The sequence below is a fragment of the Methanobacterium sp. BRmetb2 genome, assembly GCA_003491285.1.
Lineage (GTDB): Archaea > Methanobacteriota > Methanobacteria > Methanobacteriales > Methanobacteriaceae > UBA117.
Genome location: CP022705.1, coordinates 1,136,442 through 1,157,134 on the forward strand (window position 1 = coordinate 1,136,442; position 20,693 = coordinate 1,157,134).

Consider the following 20,693-nt stretch of genomic DNA (forward strand, 5'->3'; position numbering starts at 1 on the left):
TAAATGGAATTAATTTTTTAATTAGGTTAGTGTTTCTAATTGTGCGCATGATGTTAGAGTAGAATATGCAAACCTTAAATTATATATATCTACGTGACGAATTAAATTATTGTATAGTAAATAACTTAGAATTGACTTGATAAAGAGTAGTTTACACGCATATTACATGTTAATTCTTTAATAAGGCTCTAAAATTACTTTAAATTTATTCCTATTTGTACTAATTAGTGAATAAATTCCTTTAATATTTACTTTAGGAGGGATTATTTACTAGGAGAGGGGGACTTATGGGTGATAAACTCAATATCCTTATACTTGAAGATGTTGCTTTAGATGCTGAACTAATCGAATATGAACTGCGTAGAGAAAAAATAAACTTTTCATCAGTAATAGTTGAAACAGAAGAAGATTTTACTGATGCTCTTACTAATTTTAATCCAGATATTATACTAGCTGATCATTCACTTCCTACTTTTGATGGTTTATCTGCTTTGAAAATTACAAAAAAATTATCTCCAGAGATCCCTTTTATTTTCGTCAGTGGTAAAATAGGGGAAGAATTTGCAGTTGAAGTTTTAAAAGAAGGAGCAACAGATTATGTTCTAAAAAATAATCTTTCAAAGCTAGTTCCTGCACTTCAAAGAGCATTTAAGGAGACAAAAGAGCAATCAGAACGTAAAAATGTTGAAAATACTCTTAAAAAAAGAGATGAACAGCTGCGTCTTATTACAGATAATATGTTGGATATAGTTGTTCACATTGATTCTGACGGTTTTATTCATTATTTAAGCCCATCTGTAAAAACAGTTCTGGGCTATAATCCTGAGGAAATTTTAGGTTTAAAAATTTCTGAATTAAAGAAATTTGTTCATCCTGAAGATTTTCCAACAGTTAAAACCGGTTTTGAACAGGTTTTTACCAATAATACTTCTATTGTAGAATATCGTTGTCAAAATGTTAATGGAAACTACTTGTGGTTGGAGGCAATTGGAAATGTTTTGGCCAGTAATTCCCAAAAGTTAAGGGGCGCTGTTTTCGTGATTAGAAATATAAATGATAGAAAAATTGCTGAAAATAAGTTAAAACAATATCATGATGAACTGGAAAAAATGGTTACAGAAAGAACAGCAGAATTGGAAACCATTAACAAGGAACTTGAATCATTTAGTTACTCTGTTTCTCACGATTTAAGAGCTCCGTTGAGAAGAATAGACGGATTTAGTCAGGCACTTCTAGAAGATTATAGTGATAAAATGGATGAACAAGGTCTTTATTATCTCAATAGGATGAGAATAGCCAGTCAACGTATGGCTCAGCTCATTGATGATCTTTTAGAACTTTCAAGATTGAGCCGCACTACTATTAAAATTGAAGATGTTAATCTGAGCTCCATGGCCAAAAACATCGCCAATGAATTAAAAACTAACCATCCTCAAAGAGATGTAAACTTTATAATTGGGGATAATATCATGGTTAAAGGCGATCCCCGCCTCTTCCAGATATTGATGGAAAATTTATTAGATAATGCATGGAAATTCACCAGCAATAAAAGGGAGAGTATTATTAATTTTGGCTTTCAGGACGATAATGGAAGATTAACTTATTTTGTAAAAGACAATGGTTGCGGTTTTAACATGGAAGAATCTGAGAAGATATTCAAACCATTTAAACGTCTCAATTCTGAAAATAAATTTCCAGGTAGTGGTATAGGTCTAGCTACAGTACAGCGCATAGTGGCTAAACATGGAGGCGTTATTTGGGCTCAAGGAGAAATCGGCATTGGTTCAACATTTTATTTTACCCTTAATCCCAAAGGTGATGGACGTGAATAAAAATTTAAGAACAATACTTTTAGTTGAAGATGATCCTGATGATGTAAATTTAACTATACGTGCTTTGAACAAGTCTAAAATAGAAAACGAGATTGTGGTAGCTAACGATGGATTTGATGCACTAAATTATCTTTTTGGAGAGGGAAAATACGCTGATAGGGATTCAAGTAAAATTCCGGCAATAATACTCCTTGATCTAAAATTACCTAAACTGGACGGGATTGAAGTCCTAAAAAGGTTAAGGTCTAATGAAAAAACTAAAAATGCGACAGTTATAATTTTAACCTCTTCTAAAGAGACTGAAGATATATTGACTTGTTATAAATTTTGTGCTAATAGTTACATCCAAAAACCCGTTGATTTCAACCGTTTCATGGAAACAATATGGATTGTAGGTACGTATTGGTTAAATTTTAATGAAAATGCACCTTCAGGAGGATAAACTGTTGAATTCTCCTATTAAAATTTTGATTGTTGATGATTCTAAAGACGATACCGAACTAATTGTTAGAAAACTAAGACATAATCATCATGATTTAATTTATAAAAGAGTTGAAACTGAAAAATCCATGAAAAGTTGTTTGAAACATGGATCATGGGATATAGTAATTTGTGATTATGTAATACCTGGTTTTGGAGGTTTGCAGGCCCTGAAAATTTCGAAAATTATTGATGTGGATCTGCCAGTTATAATTGTTTCTGGAAAAATTGGGGAAGAAGTAGCAGTAGAGGCTATGAAAGCAGGGGCCCAAGATTACTTACTAAAAGATAATCTTTCAAGATTGGCACCTGCAATTGAAAGAGAGATTAATGAGTTTAAAACCAGGAAAAGACAGAAAATTGCTCTTAAAAAATCTGAAAGTATTTATAAAACTATTTTTGAAAATACTGGTACTGCAACAGCAATTATAAATGAAAATATGTACATTGAAATGGTAAATACTGGGTTTGAGACTATATCTGGTTGTAAGAAGGGCGAAATTGAGGATAAAATAAAATTCACAGATTTTACACTTGAAAAAGATAAGAAGATTCTTAAAAATTTATTATCATCTACACGAATTAATTCAAAACAGGCACCTCAAAACTTTGAAACCAAATTCAGGGATTCACGGGGCAAAACTAAAGATATTTTAATGACTTTAGCAGTTATTCCCGGCACTAAGAAAATTTTAACATCAATTTTAGATATAACTGATAGAAAGATTGTAGAAGATCAAATTATCGCTGCTTTAAATGAAAAAGAAATACTTTTAAAGGAAATTCATCATCGTGTTAAAAATAATTTACAGATTATATCCAGTCTTCTTAGACTTCAATCAAGGTATATAAACGATGAAAAGGTAGCTGAAATTCTTAACGATAGCCAAAATAGGGTAAAATCTATGGGAATGGTTCATGAAAAACTTTATCAATCTGATGATCTTTCTAAAGTTGATTTAGAAGAATATGTTAACAATTTGGCAGTTGAACTTTTCAGGTCCTATGGAAAAAGTATTCGTAAGATCAAATTAAGGGTGGATGTGTGTAAGATTTTAATGGATGCCGATGCGACCATAAACTTTGGCTTAATTATAAATGAATTATTGTCTAATTCGTTGAAACATGCGTTTCCAAGTGATTTAGAAGGTGAAATAATTGTTGAATTTTATCAGAGTCCAAATGGTAATTATATTCTAAAAATTGGCGATAATGGAATTGGTTTACCTTCAGACTTTGATCTTTCAAAATCAAACTCATTAGGGATGCGTTTGGTAAATAATTTGTGCAATCAATTAAATGGTGAGATGGAAATTATTCGGGATAATGGAACAATGTTCCATATAAAATTCGAAAGTCTATAACTAAAACATAAACAGTACTAATATTCAGTAATATATAAATATTTGCTGAATAAATATTTATATAAATTAAATTAATTAAATCAATATTTCTATAGCTTATATAAAAATTAGGGATTATATAAACGGCCGTGGGCATAATTAATATTCAAGGGGGTAATAAAATACCTAACCCAAAATTAATGATAGTGGAAGATGAAAGAATAACCGCCGAGGATTTAAAGGAGGGTTTAGAGGAATTAGGTTACACAATATCTGCTGTGGTTTACTCTGGGGAGGAATCGATTAAAAAAGCAGAAGAATTAAAACCGGATTTAATTATAATGGATATTCGATTAGAAGGGAAAATGGATGGAATAGAAGCTGCTGAATATATAAGATCTAATCAAGGTATTCCTGTAATATACCTCTCTGCTTATTCTGATGAAGATACCATTCAAAGAGCAAAAATCACCGAACCTTCTGGTTTTATTCGTAAAAGCCCAGCCGGTTTTTTAAACAAGCCATTCGAAGAAAGTGAATTACACACAGCCATTGAAATAACTCTATACCGTGATCGGATGGAAAAACGATTGAGGGATAATGAACGGTGGCTTAAAGCTATTTTGAATAATATTGCCGATGCAGTAATTGCTACAAATTCTAAAGGCCAGATAAAATTCATGAATCCAGTTGCAGAAGATTTAACTGGCATTCTTCAGGAAGATGCCATTGGAAAATATTTGGTAGAAGTATTCACCATTATAAGTGAAGGACCCGGAAAACTAAGCAGTGTATTGTTAAACAATATTTTCCAAGAAAATAGCTCCCGGCAAGTTTACATTGATCATGTTATATTACAATCTAAAAATGGAACGAAAATTCCCATTTACGGAGCTATAAATCCCATTAAAGACGACAAAGGCAGTATAATGGGTATTGTCGTTGTTTTCAGGGATATAAGTGCTTGGATTAATTAAATTGAATTTATTTGATGGAATTCAATCCAAAATATTTTTTAGCTAGTGAAAACACTTAATATTTTATTATAATTTGAATTTTTTCTTAAATATTATTAATCATACTTTTAATGTTTTAATACTACTTCAATGTAACAAATTGATTGTTAAAAGACAATTCTTTTGATATTATATGTGAGAAACTAATCATAAACTATATATAATATTGAACAACTGAAAATCATTATAGTAATTCTTTCGGAGGTAAAGTGATGTCAGAGGAAAATGTTGTATACATTGGAAACAAGCCTGTAATGAACTATGTTTTAGCTGTTGTAACTCAGATGAATGGTGGAACTCCTGAAGTCATTCTAAAAGCACGTGGAAGGGCCATAAGTCGGGCAGTAGATGTGGCTGAGATTGTTAGGAATAGATTCATACCAGATATAGACGTAGCATCTATAGACATATGCACAGAAGAAATCATCGGTAACGAGGGTGGATCAACTAACGTATCTGCGATAGAAATCCAACTCAGCAAAGATAATTAAAGGGGAATAAATTGAAACCTTAGGGTTTCATTTTTTTAAATTATTTTTCAACCGTTTTATTTACCTAGATCTTTTAGGAATTCTGAAATATTATTTTTAAATTAATTAGATATAATTTAATCAATTTTTGGTTAATATTTATTAATATCTCTTGGTTTTGAAATTAGAATCAAATTTAATACTGTTTAAATTTGTATTTTTAGAACTTTAAAATTAAAATTCTCTGGAATCCAAAAAATAAGAAATGTAGATCAACGATCTACAAACAAAAAATTATTCTTTTTTTGCCATTATTCCTCTAAATGTTCTAATAAATAACAAAATACCTATTAGAACGGCAGCAATGGCAATGATATAATATACAAATATTGAAGTTGGTCCTTCTTCTTTATCTGCATTTAAAACATACATATACCCATCTTCACCACCAATATAGACAGTTTGGCCGTATACTACTGGTGAAGAACTAAAGGGGGAGTTAAATATATAATAACCTGGCATGTAACTCCATTCTTGTTGCCCTGTATATTTATTCAAAACATAGACTGTTCCGTCATTTGATCCGAAGGTAATCTTATTATCAAACAGGGCAGGAGTTGATCTTACAGGTCCTCCTGCTTTATATGACCATTTAAGTTCCCCATTACGAGTATCAAGGCAAGTCATATTTCCATCATCTGATCCAACAAATAAGTTATTATTCATTGGTTCTATAAGGGCGGATGATCTTATGGGATTTCCTATATAGTAATTCCAGATTAATTCACCGTTGGTAGCATTGAGAGCATATAACTGCCCATCATCTGATCCAACATACAATGTCCCATTATAATATGCTGGGGATGATCTCACCTTGTCTGCTGTAGCATATTCCCAAATTTTGTTTCCGTCCAAACTGTTTAGGGCATAGATTTTGCTATCATCCGAACCCACATAAACAGTTCCATTAAAAACGGTTGGTGATGAAACTACAGCTTTACCCGTTTCAAATTTCCAGGCCAGAGATCCGTCACTAATATATGTAGCATAGATATTTTTATCATCAGATCCTACAAATACTAAATCGTTATCAACTGCAGGTGACGATTCAATTCCCGAGCCTGTTTTATATTTCCAGTCTAATTTTCCATTTCCGGAATTCAGTGAATATAAATACCCATCCATAGATCCAATATAAACCGTGTCGTTTACAACTGCAGGGGATGATAAAACTTCTCCTCCCGTTTTATAAGTCCATTCCTTTGAACCATTTGCCATCTTCACTGCATACACATTTTTGTCATTTGATCCAAAGTATAATATTTCATTGTATATTGCAGGAGAAGATTTAATAGGTCCATCTGTCTGAAAAACCCATAAACTTGGATTAAAATTCGCTGCTTCTGTTGCAAATCCTGTATTTTCCATATTTTGGTGGAACATTGGCCATCCGGTTGCAGCTGCTGCAGGACTTATCAATAAACCTATTAAAACCAATCCTATTATTATTTCCTTTTTTCCAATCATATTAACACCTTAATATATGTTATGGGGATTAGATGTCCCTATTAAATTTAGTTACACCTAATCCGAAGAATAAAGCGGTGAAACCTATTAGAACCAATATATCGATCCATACATCTCCAATACCTCCACCTTTAAGCATAACAGTACGCATAGCATCGTTTACATAGGTTAAAGGTACTAAATATGCAATTTTTTGGAATATCCATGGCATAGTTTCTATAGGATAAAAAACTCCTGAAACAAACATCATAGGCATGGCAAAGGGCATGACCATCTGCATATAATCTTCTTGGGTTCCGACCCGTGCTGAAATCATGATTCCAAAACCTACGAAACAAAGAGCTCCCAGTACTAAAAGCAATACTGTAAGTAACATACTGCCTTTGATCACAATACCAAACAAAATAATGGCTGCGATTATTAATATTAAAGCTCTACCAGTTTCAATCACTAGTTTTGATATTATTTTTCCACCAACTACTGTTGAAACATTTGTAGGTGTCATAAAAAGCCTTGCAAGTTCGCCACGTTCTCTTTCTCCAGCAATGGATTCACCCATTCCAAACATACAAGAGAACATTACGGTCATGGCCAGTACAGCGGGTACCAGAAAGTCGATGTATTTAACATCTCCATATAACTTGTCTATCTGAAAGTTGATGGAGTTGATTATGTTATTAAAATCCACGCCCTGATTGCTCTGTGCGGAGGAGGCAACATTTGCAGACTGAACCTGGATAAGGTTAGTTTGAGCGTTCATCATCTCTAACTTTTGGATACCAATCTGATTAGATATTTGGTTGAAAAGTGCTTGAGTAGCTGGAACAACTGCAGTGGAAGCCATTTGATCAGATGAATCAACATAAATTAGCACATTCTTGGCTTGGGGATCTGTTAGATTATCATAATTGGTAGGTAGAATTATGGCGGCCTTTACTTGTCCATCCATTACCATCTGTTTTGCTTCGTCAGGGTTACTGATAATGTCTTTTACATCATAAAGATCCATGTTCTTTATGGCGTTTAATGTGGCGTCAGTTACAGCCCCATTACTTTGATCCACAACTACTATTGGAATATTGCTTAGTTCCCCACCCATACCATATCCAAATAGAGTGATCATGATTATTGGAAACAAGAGGAGTGACAGTAAACGTGGTTTATGTCTCCAAAGCACCATTAAATCTTTTTTAAGCATCCACATAATTTTTTTGGTTTCCATCTAATCACCTTCCGCCTGTTTTTTAGCAGTAACTTTCATAAACACATCCTCTAAGGAGGGATCTTTAGTGGATAAAGAGGTAATATTCCCTCCATTTTCTATTATAAAGTTTAATACGTCATTAATAGCACATTCAGTACAGCTTATATCCATTGTAAGTCTTCCAGATTTATGCTGATGAACGTTAAAGACAAGGGGAATATCGGATATTTTTTCAAGCAGATCTTGGTCCAAGTTATTTATCATAACACTTAATTCTCTAAAATCTCCTTCTTCTTTTTCAATATCAATTATAGCATTATCAAGTTCACCTAACGCTTTTTCATCCATTCCAGATTCTGTCCTGATTTTAGACATGATCTCAGTTATTCGAGTATTTTTTTGGGATCTTTCCTCTTCCATTATAGTATCTTTCAATCCTTGAGGCGTGTCAAAAGCAGCTAATGTACCTGTATTTATGATACCTACATTTTCACAGAGGAGTTCTACCTCGTACATGTCGTGGGAACATAAAACAATGGTGTGGCCTTTAGAGTTTAATTCTTCAATTAAATCCCATAAAATTCGTTTGGTAGTGGGGTCTAAACCTATGGTTGGTTCATCAAGGAAAAGTATATCTGGTTGATGAACTAAACTGGCAACAATTGAAACTTTCTGTTTCTGACCGCCAGAGAGCTGTTTTACAAGTTTATTTTCAGCATATTTAATGTCCACCAGTTCCATAAGCTCTACTATTCTTTCTTCTTTCAAATCACGGGGTAGACCATAGTAATCTGCGCATAATTCTGCATTCTCTCTAACTGTGAGATCTCCGTAAAGACTAACTAATTGGGGAACCATTCCAATTTTTTGTCTTACTGCATTTGGATCTTTTATTATATCATAACCAGCAACTTTTCCGGTTCCAGCGGTTGGTTGGATAAGACATGTAAGCATTTTTATGGTGGTTGTCTTACCTGCCCCATTGGGACCTAGAAATCCAAACACACTTTTATCTTCTATTTTCATGTTCAGTGCATCTACTGCTAAAAAATCTTTATATTTTTTGGTAAGATCGAAGGTTTCTATTGCATATTTCATAATTTAACTCCTTCATGTCACGTAATTATTTTATGGATAGTATGTCTTCCAAGAATTCTTCGTAAAGATTGGTTTCACGGGCTTTAAATAAATTCTTAATTCGGTTAAGTGTTTCAACACCATCATCAGTTATTTCATAGAATTTAACCTTACGTTTTCCATGATGCTCCCATGTACCTTTTATAAGACCTTTTCTTTCTAATAAGTGCAGTTTAGGGTATATAATACTTGGACTGGGCATTTTAACATCTTTACCAAATGGTGAAGCTTCGTGTAATTGGGTCATTATTTCATATCCATGTTTTCCTTTTTTACTAATAAGCCAAAGCATAAATATTAAACCAGAACCTCTCATAAATCCTTTTAAAAGTTTTTTATCAAATTTATTTAAATTAAAAGTTTTTTCATATTCTTTCATAGATTTAACATGATATTGAATAGTTTTTTTTTTATTTAAATCATTTAAATCATTTAAATTCATTTCAGACGATTTTTCATTTGAATTTTCGTTAAAAGAATCATCATCGTCCATTAAAGCACACCTCACTTTTTTAGATATTAGTGTAAATCAAACATATCTGTCTAAGATATATCACTTTTGGATATAGTAAAACTTGATATATCAATTTTATATATAAATGTTTCTGTTGAAAAAAATTAATAGAGATAAATAACACAGATTTATAAAAATTTAACTAGCTTGGTAACATCTAAAATAGTCTAAAAGTGATTTAAATGAAAATAGGATTCTCTACTCTGGCACTTTTCATGGATTCTTTTGAAAATTTCTTAGAAAGAGCATCAACTGATGGATTTGATTTAATGGAAATATTATGTGAGGGTCCTTACTGGCCAAGAAATGTGATGTTAATGGACACAGAGGAGTTAGCTGTTTTCACTTCTTATGATATTGAAGTATTTTTACATTCTCCTACAATTGATCTAAACCCTGCTAGCCTTAATCCTGGAATAAGAAAAGAAACACTTCGTCAACTTGAGGAAACCATAGATTTAGCGGTTAAAATTGGCGCCGAAGCAGTTACCACTCATCCTGGAATGATCCATCGTCTGGAGGAGAGAGTTAGGGATTTAGGGAGGGAATATGCAATTGAAACACTTCAATCTGCCAGTGATCATGCAAATAATAGGGGAATAAAATTTTCTATTGAAAACATGCCTGGAAGATATGCCTATTTTTGCAACAACTTTCAGGAACACCAAACTTTTACAGAAACATGTGAATGTTACGCCACACTGGATGTAGGCCATGCCAACACATCCAAAAATACTGATTCCTTTTTTAAGATGGATAATATTCTGTATTACCACGTGAGCGATAACAACGGCGAAAAAGACCAACATTTGAGCTTAGGTGAAGGTAATTTAAATTTAAATCTATTAAAAGGTCTTGAAAATGTTATAATTGAATTAAATGATTATAATAACATCTTAAAAAGTAGAGAAGTTTTGATAAATCTGAATCAAAATTAATCTGTTTTATTTTGGAAAAAAATTTTTAGGTTTAGATTCATATTAATAACATAATCACAGATCAAATAGATTTAAAATTGATGAATTAATCCAATTAAAAAGGGGATACAATGAGGTCCGTAGTATATTTTTCTGATTTTAGATCAAGAAGTAGTCATGAAAACAAGTTAAATAAGATAATCAATCTTTTTGAAGCTTCTAAAATGGATGGAATTTTTGACGAAGGAGATTTAACAGCAATAAAACTCCATTTTGGAGAAGAAGGTAACGATTCCTTTTTAAACCCAGTTTTTGTCCGGATTATTGCAGATGAGTTACATAAATTAGGTGCCGAACCTTTTATAACTGATACTAATACTCTTTACTTTGGTAGCAGACACCAGGCAGTCAGTCATATTCAAACAGCTATTAAGCATGGATTTGACTATGCTGTGGTTGGTGCACCCCTTGTAATTGCAGATGGATTAATGGGAAACAATTATCGGGAAGTGGAAATTGATAAGGAGCATTTTAAAAAGGTCAAAATAGCTGGAGAGATTGAAGAAGCACAGTCCATGGTGGTACTCTCCCACTTCAAGGGCCATCCTATGTGCGGTTTTGGTGGGGCACTGAAAAATCTGGCTATGGGATGTGCCAGTGCTACGGGCAAGATTGATCAACATGAATGTTCTAAACCCCTTATAAATGAAAATTGCAATCTCTGTGGGACTTGTGTACTGCTATGCCCCCTAAAAGCTATTTCATTGGGAAAGGAGAGGGCAGTAATAGACATGGAATTATGTATTGCCTGTAACCTTTGCATGGCAGAATGTCCTTTTTCTGCTATTGATATGGATTGGGATAGTTTACCTGAGTTCATGGAAAGGATGATGGAATATGCATATGGTGCAGTGAAAAATAAACCAAATAAAATTGGATACTTCAATTTTTTAATGAATATAACTCCAGATTGTGATTGTGAAGCATTCAGCGACGCTCACATTGTACAGGATATAGGAATTTTAGCTTCCAAGGATCCGGTGGCACTGGATACAGCCAGTTACCATCTGGTCAATAAAGAGAGAGGTTTGAGAGGATCTGAAATTCAAACTAACTTAGATGAAGGTGAAGATAAATTCCGGGGAACATGGCCAGATGTGGATGGTTGGATTCAATTAAAACATGCTCAAAAGATCGGTTTAGGCAGTATGGATTATGATATGGTTAAAATATAACTGTTGAAATGATTAAATTTATAAATTCACAATAATGTTTTCAAAATATATCCTTTCTTAATGATTAACCCATTGGGGTATTAAAATGGTTAATGGGTGTGTATTAGGCCGTTTAGTGGATGAAGACGATAATCCTATTCCATATTTGGAAGTCAGGGTAAATGTAGATACCAATATTTTTTTACCTGACAATAAATTAGAAGAAAGAATAACGGATAATGATGGGAAATTCAAGATTAAATTTCATGAAGAAGATTTTAAAGATTTTTATGATGATAACAAGCCAAACCTTAAACTGGAGATATATATAGATTCTGAACTACTTTTCACCTCCCCGTTAATGGGGAATATAACTGATGATGTCCTTGACGTAGGCACCATAAAAATAGAAGGTCAAAATATAGGGATAAAAGGTAGAATAATAAATGAAAAAGGTAATACCATCCAAGGTTTGGTAGTGATGGCATGGGACAGGGATTTTGGCCCAGACGAATTCATTGGCAGTACTTTAACAGATAAAGACGGATATTTCAACATACGTTATCCTCCCCAAAAATACTTGAAGATAATAGATAAAAGACCAGATATCCAGATCATAATAAAAGATTATCTAGGAGTATTTGAACTATATAGAACCGATACTTATAAAGATATTGAAAAAACCTTTTTAAATATTGATGAAATAATATTAGACAGTTCATGGATTCATGGATGGTTTATTACCCTTAATGATAACAAAAAATCACGATTAATCAGAAATCATCAATCAGAAGTTCTTGTAGATAATGATAATTCCTTGAAATATATTGTAGATGCTATTAATAAGGCCAAATCCTACATTTATCTAACTCAATTTGAATTTTTTCCAGATTTTATTCCAATTTTTTTATCGGATGGTAAGCAGGAGAACACAGAATGCCTGATGGTAGATCTGCTAAAAAGAGCAGAAAAACGCGAAGTTAAAATTAGAATAATCTTAAATGAAAATGCGGTAATTCCAGACAATTATGCTGATATATTCTCCAAATTCAAGGATACGAATGTAAATGTCAGGCGATTTCCCACATCTGGTCCTCATGTGATGCATGCTAAGATCCTGGTGGTGGATGGTAAAGACTCATTCATAATTGGATCTCCCTTCAGGCAGGATTACTGGGATACTTCCCAGCATTTGATCAATGATACCCAAAGAGATGAATCTCACCCAGTACACGATGTTTCTATAAATATAAAAGGTGAAGCTGCTGTCTATATAGAAGAATATTTCATGGAAATGTGGAATTACCTTTCAGATGAATACTTCCACGGACAAGATAAATTAGTTCTTAATTCTAAACCTTCTTCAAATACTAAAGAACCTGTAAAAAGTATAATGCAAGTGGCTCGATCCATTACTCCTGGCACATTAAATAAAAATAGTGAAAGAGGTATTTTAGAGGGTTATCGTCGGGCTATAGGTGAGGCTAGGGAATACATTTATATTGAAAATCAGTACTTCACCAACCGTCTCCTTGCAAAGGCCTTAAAGAAAGCATTGGAAAAAAATCCTCAACTACAACTAATAATGGTTACCAATCAGGATCCAGACATACCTACTTACAGACATCAACAAAACGAAAATTTACAGGTATTAGGAGTTGATACAGATAAAGAAATACTGGAACATCCTCAAATAGGAGTTTTTACCCTCTGGGCATCTAAAATTGTCAGTAGTAATCCAAATTCTGAAAAACTCCATGTTCAGCCAATTTATGTTCACAGTAAAGTAGCAATAGCTGATGATAAATGGGCCACTGTCGGAACGGCTAATCTGGATGGATCTTCTTTAAATTCGGCTGATGAATTTGGAATAGCTGTAGATCCAGAAAAACATCTGAATATGGAAATAAATGCATTTTTAATGGACTGTGATAATGATAACCATGTTCTTAAAATCAGAAATGAATTATGGGGCGAACATCTGGGAATTGGAGATTTATCCTCTTTAAATCAACTGCAGCAGGGATGGCTAGGATTGTGGAACAAAGTTGCAGCAGATAATATTGCTTCATTAAACAGTAAAAATCCATGGATGAAATCTACTATTCTGCCCTATAGCTTTAAAATATCAGCTGAAAGTCAGATTAAATCCATGAAAGTAGATACCCGTAAAATAAATGTGATGGAAAAATAAAATAAATAAAATTAGTGAATTAGATAACTTTATAATTGAATTTTAAAATATTACAAGTAATCAAGTTTTCAAAGCATATTCTATTAAACTTCTTAATCAGTAAATGGATAATAGAGGAGATAATAAAAACATGGAACAGAGAAATAGGGACGTTTGGATGACAACTCAGCGCATAGAAACTCTGGTTGACGGCATATTTGCTATTTCAATGACTTTATTGGTTTTAAATCTTGATATTCCTCAAATCACTGGTGTAGTTTCTAATGCTGCCATATGGAATGCTTTAGTTAATTTATGGCCTAAAATATTTACTTATGGTTTAAGTTTTGTTTTGCTGGCCATATTTTGGAGGGTTAATCATCAGCAGTTCTATCTTATAAAAAAATCAGATACTACTCTTTTATGGATTAATATTTTCTGGCTGATGTTTGTGGCACTGGTACCCTTTTCCACGTCACTTGTAGGAGAATATGGTGAATTTGAGATTTCAGAACTGTTTTTTCAAATCAATTTTTTACTGATAGGAATATTTTTTAATTTAAACTGGAGATACGCGGTAAGTCGGGGTTTATTGGAGGAATCAGTTACTCCAGAAAAAATTGAACATGTAAAAAGAATAAATATAGTTCTTCCTGTTGCAGCTGTTTTTGCAATTATTTTAGTATTTATAATACCTAGCTATAGTTCTTTAGCCTACTTGTTGATTTACATTTTTAAAGGATTATTTAAAATGTCTGATTCATGATTTAGGTGGATAATTTCTAAATTTAGATTATTCATACCTATAATTTATTTATTATTCGATGAAAATAGTTAATGCGGTTTTGGGAAGATTTTACTATTTTTAAGAGTTTTAAATTTTGAAACATTACATTTAAGAAAGTATAATACTGAAAATTGACCATAAATGGATTAATAAACTTAAATCTACTTAATTTTTGTTATTAAAAATATTTGATACATTCGGATGTTTTTAAGCTAAAATCAATTAATTGAGATTATAAAATTAGGAATATTTGAGGGCTTTATCAAAAATCAATATCCAGAACTTCTTTTATGTTATTAACCACCACATCAGCAGCATCAAAGACTTTTTGAGGGGTATTTTCTTCCTGTTGTAAAGTTAAAACTCCAATATCTGCTTCTTCTAGGGCCAGTATGTCATTGGCACTATTCCCAACCATCATAACTTTATATTTCTTTTTTAATTCCCTTACAATTTCTTTTTTTCGTCGGGAATCAGCTGTACTGAACACATTTTCCAGTGGAATATCTATAAACCGGGCCAGTTCTTCAAGGGATTTTTTACGATCTCCAGAGGCAACATATATATCAATGCCTCTTGTTTCAAGTCTCCGAATAACATCTGTAACTTCAGGGAATAATTTACCCCCTGCAGTTATGGTAAATTCGATTTTACCTTTTTTGATATTGACTATAAAACCGGAACCACTGCATATTTGTACATTGAACTTTTTTTCAATAACTGCATTAATAGTATCCTTAACATCTTGTACTGTGGTTTTATCATCTTTTATTGCCTTTAAAACACTGTCTTTTTTTATATCTGCTGCAGAATAACTTACATCGAATTTTATATTGTTGCGGGTAATGAATTGATATATGGTCTGAGTTGGTATGGCGTTGATGATACATTTAGATGGGTCGGTTTGCAGGACTACCAGCGCTCTCTTGGAATCATAATCCACAACATCAATTGAACTGACGTAGTCACATATCTGGCCGTTCTTAATATTTTTCAGGGCCCGATACCTTTCAATCAAAGTTCCAGAGTTATCAAATACAACTGCCTTAGGAGTCATTTTATTCACATTCAGATATAATAGTAGTTAGATCGTCTAAACAATATATAATTATATAACCTCTACTTAAATCCGCTATATTGATTTGTTATCATATCATTTTAAAGGAATATTTAGGATTATTTAAGGATAGTAACGCTTGTTATGAAGTATAAACCAAGAGCTACTAAAAATACACCACATATCCTCATTATCCAGGTGTATGAATGTTTATTCATTATTCGAGATCCTTTACTGGTAAAAAACGACACCATACTGTACCATGATAGATCAGCAGACCAGTGGCCCACTAAAAATCCAAGAAGTCCAACTATTCCTGCGATTTCAAGTCCTTTAAACATGAATGCAAATCCTATGGTGGCCCACCAGATGAAAAAGTAGGGATTAGATATGCTGGTGATAATACCATCGGCGATTGAACTGTGATTACTTTTCAATTCTTCTTCAGGTTCATATGAATCAGGATCTGTCTTGAAGAGATTGTAACCCATGAACATCAATACAAAACCTCCCAATACTCCTATAACCAGCGCAGCCATAGGAGAATCTATTAACCAACGCAATCCGCCGATAATTAGGATTATCAAAACTATTTCTGCAATAATATGCCCGGAAACAACCATTGGGCCGGCCAAATATCCTTTTTTCAAAGAATCGGAGATGGTCACCGTTAGCATAGGCCCAGGAACCAGTGCTCCAGATAGTCCTGCTGCAAATGAGGTTAATACAAAAAATATTAATTCCAACAATTAAATCACGATAATTGTAAAAAATTACATGAATTTGGACTTATAAATCGATTTATGGGGTTAGTTACATTCATTTAAGATTTTCATTATTTCTGTGAGGTGATAGTCAATGGTTTCCACTTTTTCTTTTCTAAATGATTTTGTCCTGCTTAATAATCGGAAACGTTCGGAAATATGGCCCATCTTGTTAATTAAATCTGTTACATATACTTTATTTTGGTACATTGAACCACCAGTATGAGATTATGTTTCAATGGGTATAAATTTATTGAAGGAAATTTTTTTCCTTATTTAATACAGTAGATTATGTTAAAATAAAGTTAATATAAAACAATTAAGTATTTAAAATCTTTAATATTGGTTCAATTCATGAAAAAATAGGAATATATTAAAATATAAAATTTTGAAGTTATTATTTTCTTTAAAGAGAATTTTAGAGTATTAATCGAGGAAGTTGATTTTTTGGCCCTTTCCTTCTTTCAATGCTTTTTCATAGATCATCCAAGCGGTTGTTATATCTTGAACAGCAAGCCCAGTAGAATCAAAAATTGTTATTTCTTCATCGGACTGTCTTCCTGGACTTTTTCCGGCGATAACATCCCCAATTCTAGCTTGTATATCCTCTCTTTTAATTTGTCCTGTGGATACGGGTATATTTATTTCACCACTGTGGCTAGCCTGTTCCCAGCAGTCTATTACTACTTTTGATCTAAGAGTTAAACTGGTTTCAAGTTCTTGTTTTTCAGGAGCATCAGCACCCATGGCATTTATATGTGTTCCTTCTCTTATCCATTTCGATTTTATAACCGGAACTTTTACAGGGGTACTGGTTACCACCACGTCAACATTAGTAACGGCCTCTTTTGCAGAATCCACTGCTTTTACAGGAAATCCAAATTTTTCGGATATCATTTTAGCAAATCTGGTACGGGATGCACAGGTTCGACAGAATACCTTGGCATTTTTGATATCCATAACTTCGTTTAGAGCCATTATTTGTGTTTCAGCTTGTTTACCTGCCCCCACCAGTCCAATTGTTTCAGAATTGTCACGGGCCAGATATTTGGTTGCAATACCCCCGGCGGCACCAGTTCTCATGTTGGTTATCCAGGTTCCATCCATTAATGCTACTGGAAAACCTGTTTTTGGTTCAACTAATTCAATTAATCCCATTACTGTGGGAAGGCCATGATTTTGTGGATTGTCTGGGTGTACATTAACATTTTTTACCCCAGATTGGTCCATATTTCTAAGGTAACAGGGCATTATCCGCAAATCCCCATTATGTTTTCTATAATAAAGATATTTTTTGGCAGGCATCTGCACCCTACGCCGGGCATGCTCCAAATACCCAGTTTCAACAGATTCTATTATTTCATCCATTTTAGCCATTTTTTTTATTTCGCTCTGTTTTAACACAATTGTTGCCGGCATTCATGCACCTCAAAGATTGATAGATATACTGATATTCTCATGTATCCATATACAGATATACTATTTTAATTTTACTAGTAGTGCACGTTAATTCACAAATGGAGAAATGTTGATTAAAATTAAGAAAGTAGAATTCTAAACTCAAAAAAAACTCATAAAGTTTTGTAAATGTTATCGAAACTCTTTTTTTATAGTTTGATACCAAATTAACTTAAATTGTAAATTATTTATTAAACATTCACAATAATGATTTAAAGGAAGATGTAATTTCACTTAATTCATACTTATATGTTTAAATAAAGGCTTTTTTAAAATAGGATTATAATAATCTTAGATCATAGTTTTTAGAAACCATCAGCTTTAAGTACATTATCTTTTTATCAAGAGCACTCATCTTATCTTTCATTTCACGATACATTTCCATATATTTGGCTCTATCACTATCTGCATCTTTATACTCTCTTTTGAGGTCTTCGTGTAATTTAATAAGGCTTTTTTTGACAATTTCATCTTTTTCTTTGTTAGCAGTGTCTATTTCATCTTTTTTCTGGACGATTCGCTTTTCAACATCTTCTTTATTCTGTTTTAGCTCATCAATTTCTGTTTCCAGATTTTTTAAGAGTTTTTCCATTTCAGAGTCATTTTCTTTTTCCAGTAATTTCTCTTTAAGTTTTATAATCTTGTCTGCTGTGTTTAAAACTATATCATCGTTTTTGACTTTTAAAGACTTTAATTTACTTAATTCATCTTCAGAATTATTAATAATATCTTCCATAGATTTAACTGTGTTTAATACTCCAGCATCTTCTAAAAATTCATCTAATTCAATTATAATAACATCTCCAGTTAATCTTCAATAAGTTAATCAAAAAATAAATCTATATCAGCATTTAAATAAAAACTAAAATTTTCATTCTTTGACGTAAACTTATATTGATCTTATGCAGATATAATACTTGTGAAAATTTTTTTAAAATCATTATAAACAAATTGTTTTAGCTATAAACATTTAAAACTATTTAAAAAATATAAAAATTACTTTTTAATGTTATAAAATAAAAAATGGAATTAAAATTTCATTTTTCTAATTAAAAAACTCAATCTAATCAATCAAACTTTTTTGAAAGAAATTCTCTTTTAAAAAAATAAATTTAGAAAGGTAATTGAGCGTATCTACCTTTCCAATACAAGATTTTACAGTTGTTTTGTGTTCCAAAAGTATTTCTGGAGCTAGTTGGGTCAGCTGTGATCCATTTTCCATTTACATAAAGTTCAGCCCAAATGTGTCCCACGGTCATACTGGTAAATTTGCACTGTGCATGAGCATATTTCGCTGGTATCCCTGAGGCTCTAGCAAGAGCTATCAGTAGATGACTCTGGTCTATACAATTGGCATTCTTACGTTCCATAGTTTTGATGGCACCGTATTTAGTGTTATAATAAAAAGTGTAACTGACTTTGTCTCTGACCCATTTAAATAAAGCATTAGCTTTATCATAGTTAGAAGTTAATCCTTTGGTTATAGATTTTGCCAGGGCTTTTATCCTAGAATCAGTCGATTGACAATTGTTAGTGGATTTTAAGTATTGTTGAAGTGAACTGTTAGTTTGATTGATTTGTTTATCAAGTTCTGATTGTTTTACATATTTGTAAGCGTATTTTGTCTGATATTTGTACGCTGTTCTATATTTCCATTGGTATTTCCACTTGTAAGTCCATTTATAGGTCCACTTGTAGCTATAGGAAGATTTCCAATAGTATTTCCAACGTCCGTAAGATTTATACCATCGCTTGTAACTTCGTTTGTATGTTTTTTTATACCATTTTTTATACCATGATTTATAATAACTCTTATATTTTTGTTTATAAGCCGTTTTCACGGTATAACTATACTTTACTTTGACTAGGGGATCTTCTATTGTGGTGTTGGTTTTGTTTGTTTGATTGGTTGTATTTACCGCACCTTCTTCAAGGTCATTGTCTGTAGTATTATTTGTAGTTTCTATGGTTTGATTTTCTTCTGTTGCACTGACACTAGTGACACAAATTGCCATAACGCTAGCTACTAAAAAAATTGCTAATAATAATCGCCGCGTAATTTTACCGCCTCCAACCCAATACAAGGATCTTCAATTCATGTTTCACCGGATATTTTCAATTTTTTAATATCTTTTTTTAGGTGGATGATCACTTGTTTGGGACTGGAAATAAAATTAATTTGAGAGTATTTAAAGTTTTTCATTTATTTTCCATAAAAAAACTTTTTTAAAACTTATTTTTTGGTTTAAAACACTTTTAAAACGAATTATATTGGGGTAAATGGAAGTGTTTATCCCTATATCTTTTTTACAAAAATATCCTTTTTTAATGACTATTTTTATATAAAAACAGTTTAAATTGTTTTGTTTTATCATCATTTATCAGAGGATATGAGTATTTAGAGTAAAATTACAATTTAAATTATATGACGACCTATTTTTATTCCTGTTAGAATTAGATTCAGAAAATTTGTTATTTATCTATTAAAAAGCAACATATACCTTTTTTAAATATTAAACTCGTTTTTAATAGAATAAATATGCTAATTCCCCACAATATTAATGAGGGATTCATAAAAAGTTATATTCAGTACTTTTATTTAGTAATTCAAACGATTTTACTAAATTTAATCATTAAAAACATCAGTTTTAATAGTGAATATTAATTATAAAAATCTATTTACCCATTATAATGGAATAAAAAATTATATTTAGCTTATGGTTTGTTTTAAAATTCATTTATTTTATTAAATAATAAATATGAATCATATATCATTTTATTAAATAATTCAGGTTGTATC

General features: G+C 32.1%; 19 protein-coding genes. 9 read left to right on the top strand and 10 right to left on the bottom strand.

Annotated features, from left to right (window positions below; translation table 11 throughout):
* The first annotated feature begins 287 nt into the window (after positions 1–287).
* The 5 genes from CIT01_05725 (at position 288) to albA (ending at position 5,162) form a co-directional block, all read left to right on the top strand.
* The gene (locus tag CIT01_05725; GenBank protein AXV37731.1) at positions 288–1,832 is read left to right on the top strand and encodes a hypothetical protein; all 1,545 of its coding nucleotides are present in this window, start codon (positions 288–290) and stop codon (positions 1,830–1,832) included.
* Entirely contained in the window at positions 1,819–2,274 is a 456-nt protein-coding gene (locus CIT01_05730; GenBank protein AXV38738.1) for a two-component system response regulator, read from the top strand. The genes CIT01_05725 and CIT01_05730 overlap by 14 nt, the downstream gene beginning before the upstream one ends.
* Complete coding sequence (locus tag CIT01_05735; protein ID AXV37732.1) at positions 2,249–3,676, top strand: hypothetical protein; 1,428 nt, start codon at positions 2,249–2,251, stop codon at positions 3,674–3,676. Before CIT01_05730 ends, CIT01_05735 begins: the two co-directional genes overlap by 26 nt.
* Positions 3,677–3,837: 161 nt before the next feature.
* Positions 3,838–4,632, top strand: coding sequence for a histidine kinase (locus CIT01_05740; protein ID AXV38739.1), 795 nt, complete (start codon positions 3,838–3,840; stop codon positions 4,630–4,632).
* 251 nt (positions 4,633–4,883) lie between these two features.
* Positions 4,884–5,162 carry a DNA-binding protein Alba gene (gene albA / locus CIT01_05745; protein AXV37733.1) on the top strand — a complete coding sequence of 93 codons (279 nt, stop codon included), beginning with the start codon at positions 4,884–4,886 and terminating at the stop codon, positions 5,160–5,162.
* A 273-nt stretch (positions 5,163–5,435) separates the two neighbouring features.
* Here the strand turns inward: albA and CIT01_05750 are convergent, their stop codons facing one another.
* Genes CIT01_05750 through CIT01_05765 form a run of 4 tightly spaced genes read right to left on the bottom strand, consistent with a single transcriptional unit; the run spans position 5,436 to position 9,502 of the window.
* Positions 5,436–6,668 (bottom strand): serine/threonine protein kinase, encoded by a 1,233-nt coding sequence (locus CIT01_05750; protein ID AXV37734.1) that lies wholly within the window; start codon positions 6,666–6,668, stop codon positions 5,436–5,438.
* Positions 6,669–6,696: 28 nt separating this feature from the next.
* Positions 6,697–7,890 (bottom strand): ABC transporter permease, encoded by a 1,194-nt coding sequence (locus CIT01_05755; protein AXV37735.1) that lies wholly within the window; start codon positions 7,888–7,890, stop codon positions 6,697–6,699.
* Positions 7,891–8,970: a daunorubicin ABC transporter ATP-binding protein gene (locus CIT01_05760; GenBank protein AXV37736.1), complete on the bottom strand. Its 1,080-nt coding sequence runs from the start codon at positions 8,968–8,970 to the stop codon at positions 7,891–7,893.
* A gap of 25 nt (positions 8,971–8,995) precedes the next feature.
* Positions 8,996–9,502 (bottom strand): hypothetical protein, encoded by a 507-nt coding sequence (locus tag CIT01_05765; protein ID AXV37737.1) that lies wholly within the window; start codon positions 9,500–9,502, stop codon positions 8,996–8,998.
* 203 nt (positions 9,503–9,705) lie between these two features.
* Here CIT01_05765 and CIT01_05770 point away from each other — a divergent pair, with 203 nt between their 5' ends.
* The 4 genes from CIT01_05770 (at position 9,706) to CIT01_05785 (ending at position 14,593) form a co-directional block, all read left to right on the top strand.
* Positions 9,706–10,461: a xylose isomerase gene (locus CIT01_05770; GenBank protein AXV37738.1), complete on the top strand. Its 756-nt coding sequence runs from the start codon at positions 9,706–9,708 to the stop codon at positions 10,459–10,461.
* A gap of 110 nt (positions 10,462–10,571) precedes the next feature.
* Complete coding sequence (locus CIT01_05775) at positions 10,572–11,675, top strand: 4Fe-4S ferredoxin (protein AXV37739.1); 1,104 nt, start codon at positions 10,572–10,574, stop codon at positions 11,673–11,675.
* An 85-nt stretch (positions 11,676–11,760) separates the two neighbouring features.
* On the top strand, positions 11,761–13,848 hold the full coding sequence (locus tag CIT01_05780; protein ID AXV37740.1) for a hypothetical protein: 2,088 nt from the start codon (positions 11,761–11,763) through the stop codon (positions 13,846–13,848).
* Between the two features lie 103 nt (positions 13,849–13,951).
* Positions 13,952–14,593 (top strand): hypothetical protein, encoded by a 642-nt coding sequence (locus CIT01_05785; protein ID AXV37741.1) that lies wholly within the window; start codon positions 13,952–13,954, stop codon positions 14,591–14,593.
* Positions 14,594–14,876: 283 nt separating this feature from the next.
* Here CIT01_05785 and CIT01_05790 read toward each other — a convergent pair whose 3' ends face one another.
* From CIT01_05790 to CIT01_05815, 6 genes are all read right to left on the bottom strand, one after another.
* Entirely contained in the window at positions 14,877–15,671 is a 795-nt protein-coding gene (locus tag CIT01_05790; GenBank protein AXV37742.1) for a cation transporter, read from the bottom strand.
* A 119-nt stretch (positions 15,672–15,790) separates the two neighbouring features.
* Positions 15,791–16,420, bottom strand: a complete 630-nt coding sequence (locus tag CIT01_05795) for a lysine transporter LysE (GenBank protein ID AXV37743.1) — start codon at positions 16,418–16,420, stop codon at positions 15,791–15,793.
* A 441-nt stretch (positions 16,421–16,861) separates the two neighbouring features.
* Complete coding sequence (locus tag CIT01_05800; protein AXV37744.1) at positions 16,862–17,854, bottom strand: alanine dehydrogenase; 993 nt, start codon at positions 17,852–17,854, stop codon at positions 16,862–16,864.
* Positions 17,855–18,173: 319 nt separating this feature from the next.
* A complete protein-coding gene (locus CIT01_05805; protein AXV37745.1) occupies positions 18,174–18,629 on the bottom strand; it encodes a hypothetical protein in 456 nt (151 codons plus the stop codon).
* A gap of 376 nt (positions 18,630–19,005) precedes the next feature.
* Positions 19,006–19,977, bottom strand: a complete 972-nt coding sequence (locus tag CIT01_05810; GenBank protein AXV37746.1) for a hypothetical protein — start codon at positions 19,975–19,977, stop codon at positions 19,006–19,008.
* Positions 19,978–20,082: 105 nt separating this feature from the next.
* Complete coding sequence (locus tag CIT01_05815; protein AXV37747.1) at positions 20,083–20,268, bottom strand: hypothetical protein; 186 nt, start codon at positions 20,266–20,268, stop codon at positions 20,083–20,085.
* Positions 20,269–20,693: the final 425 nt, after the last annotated feature.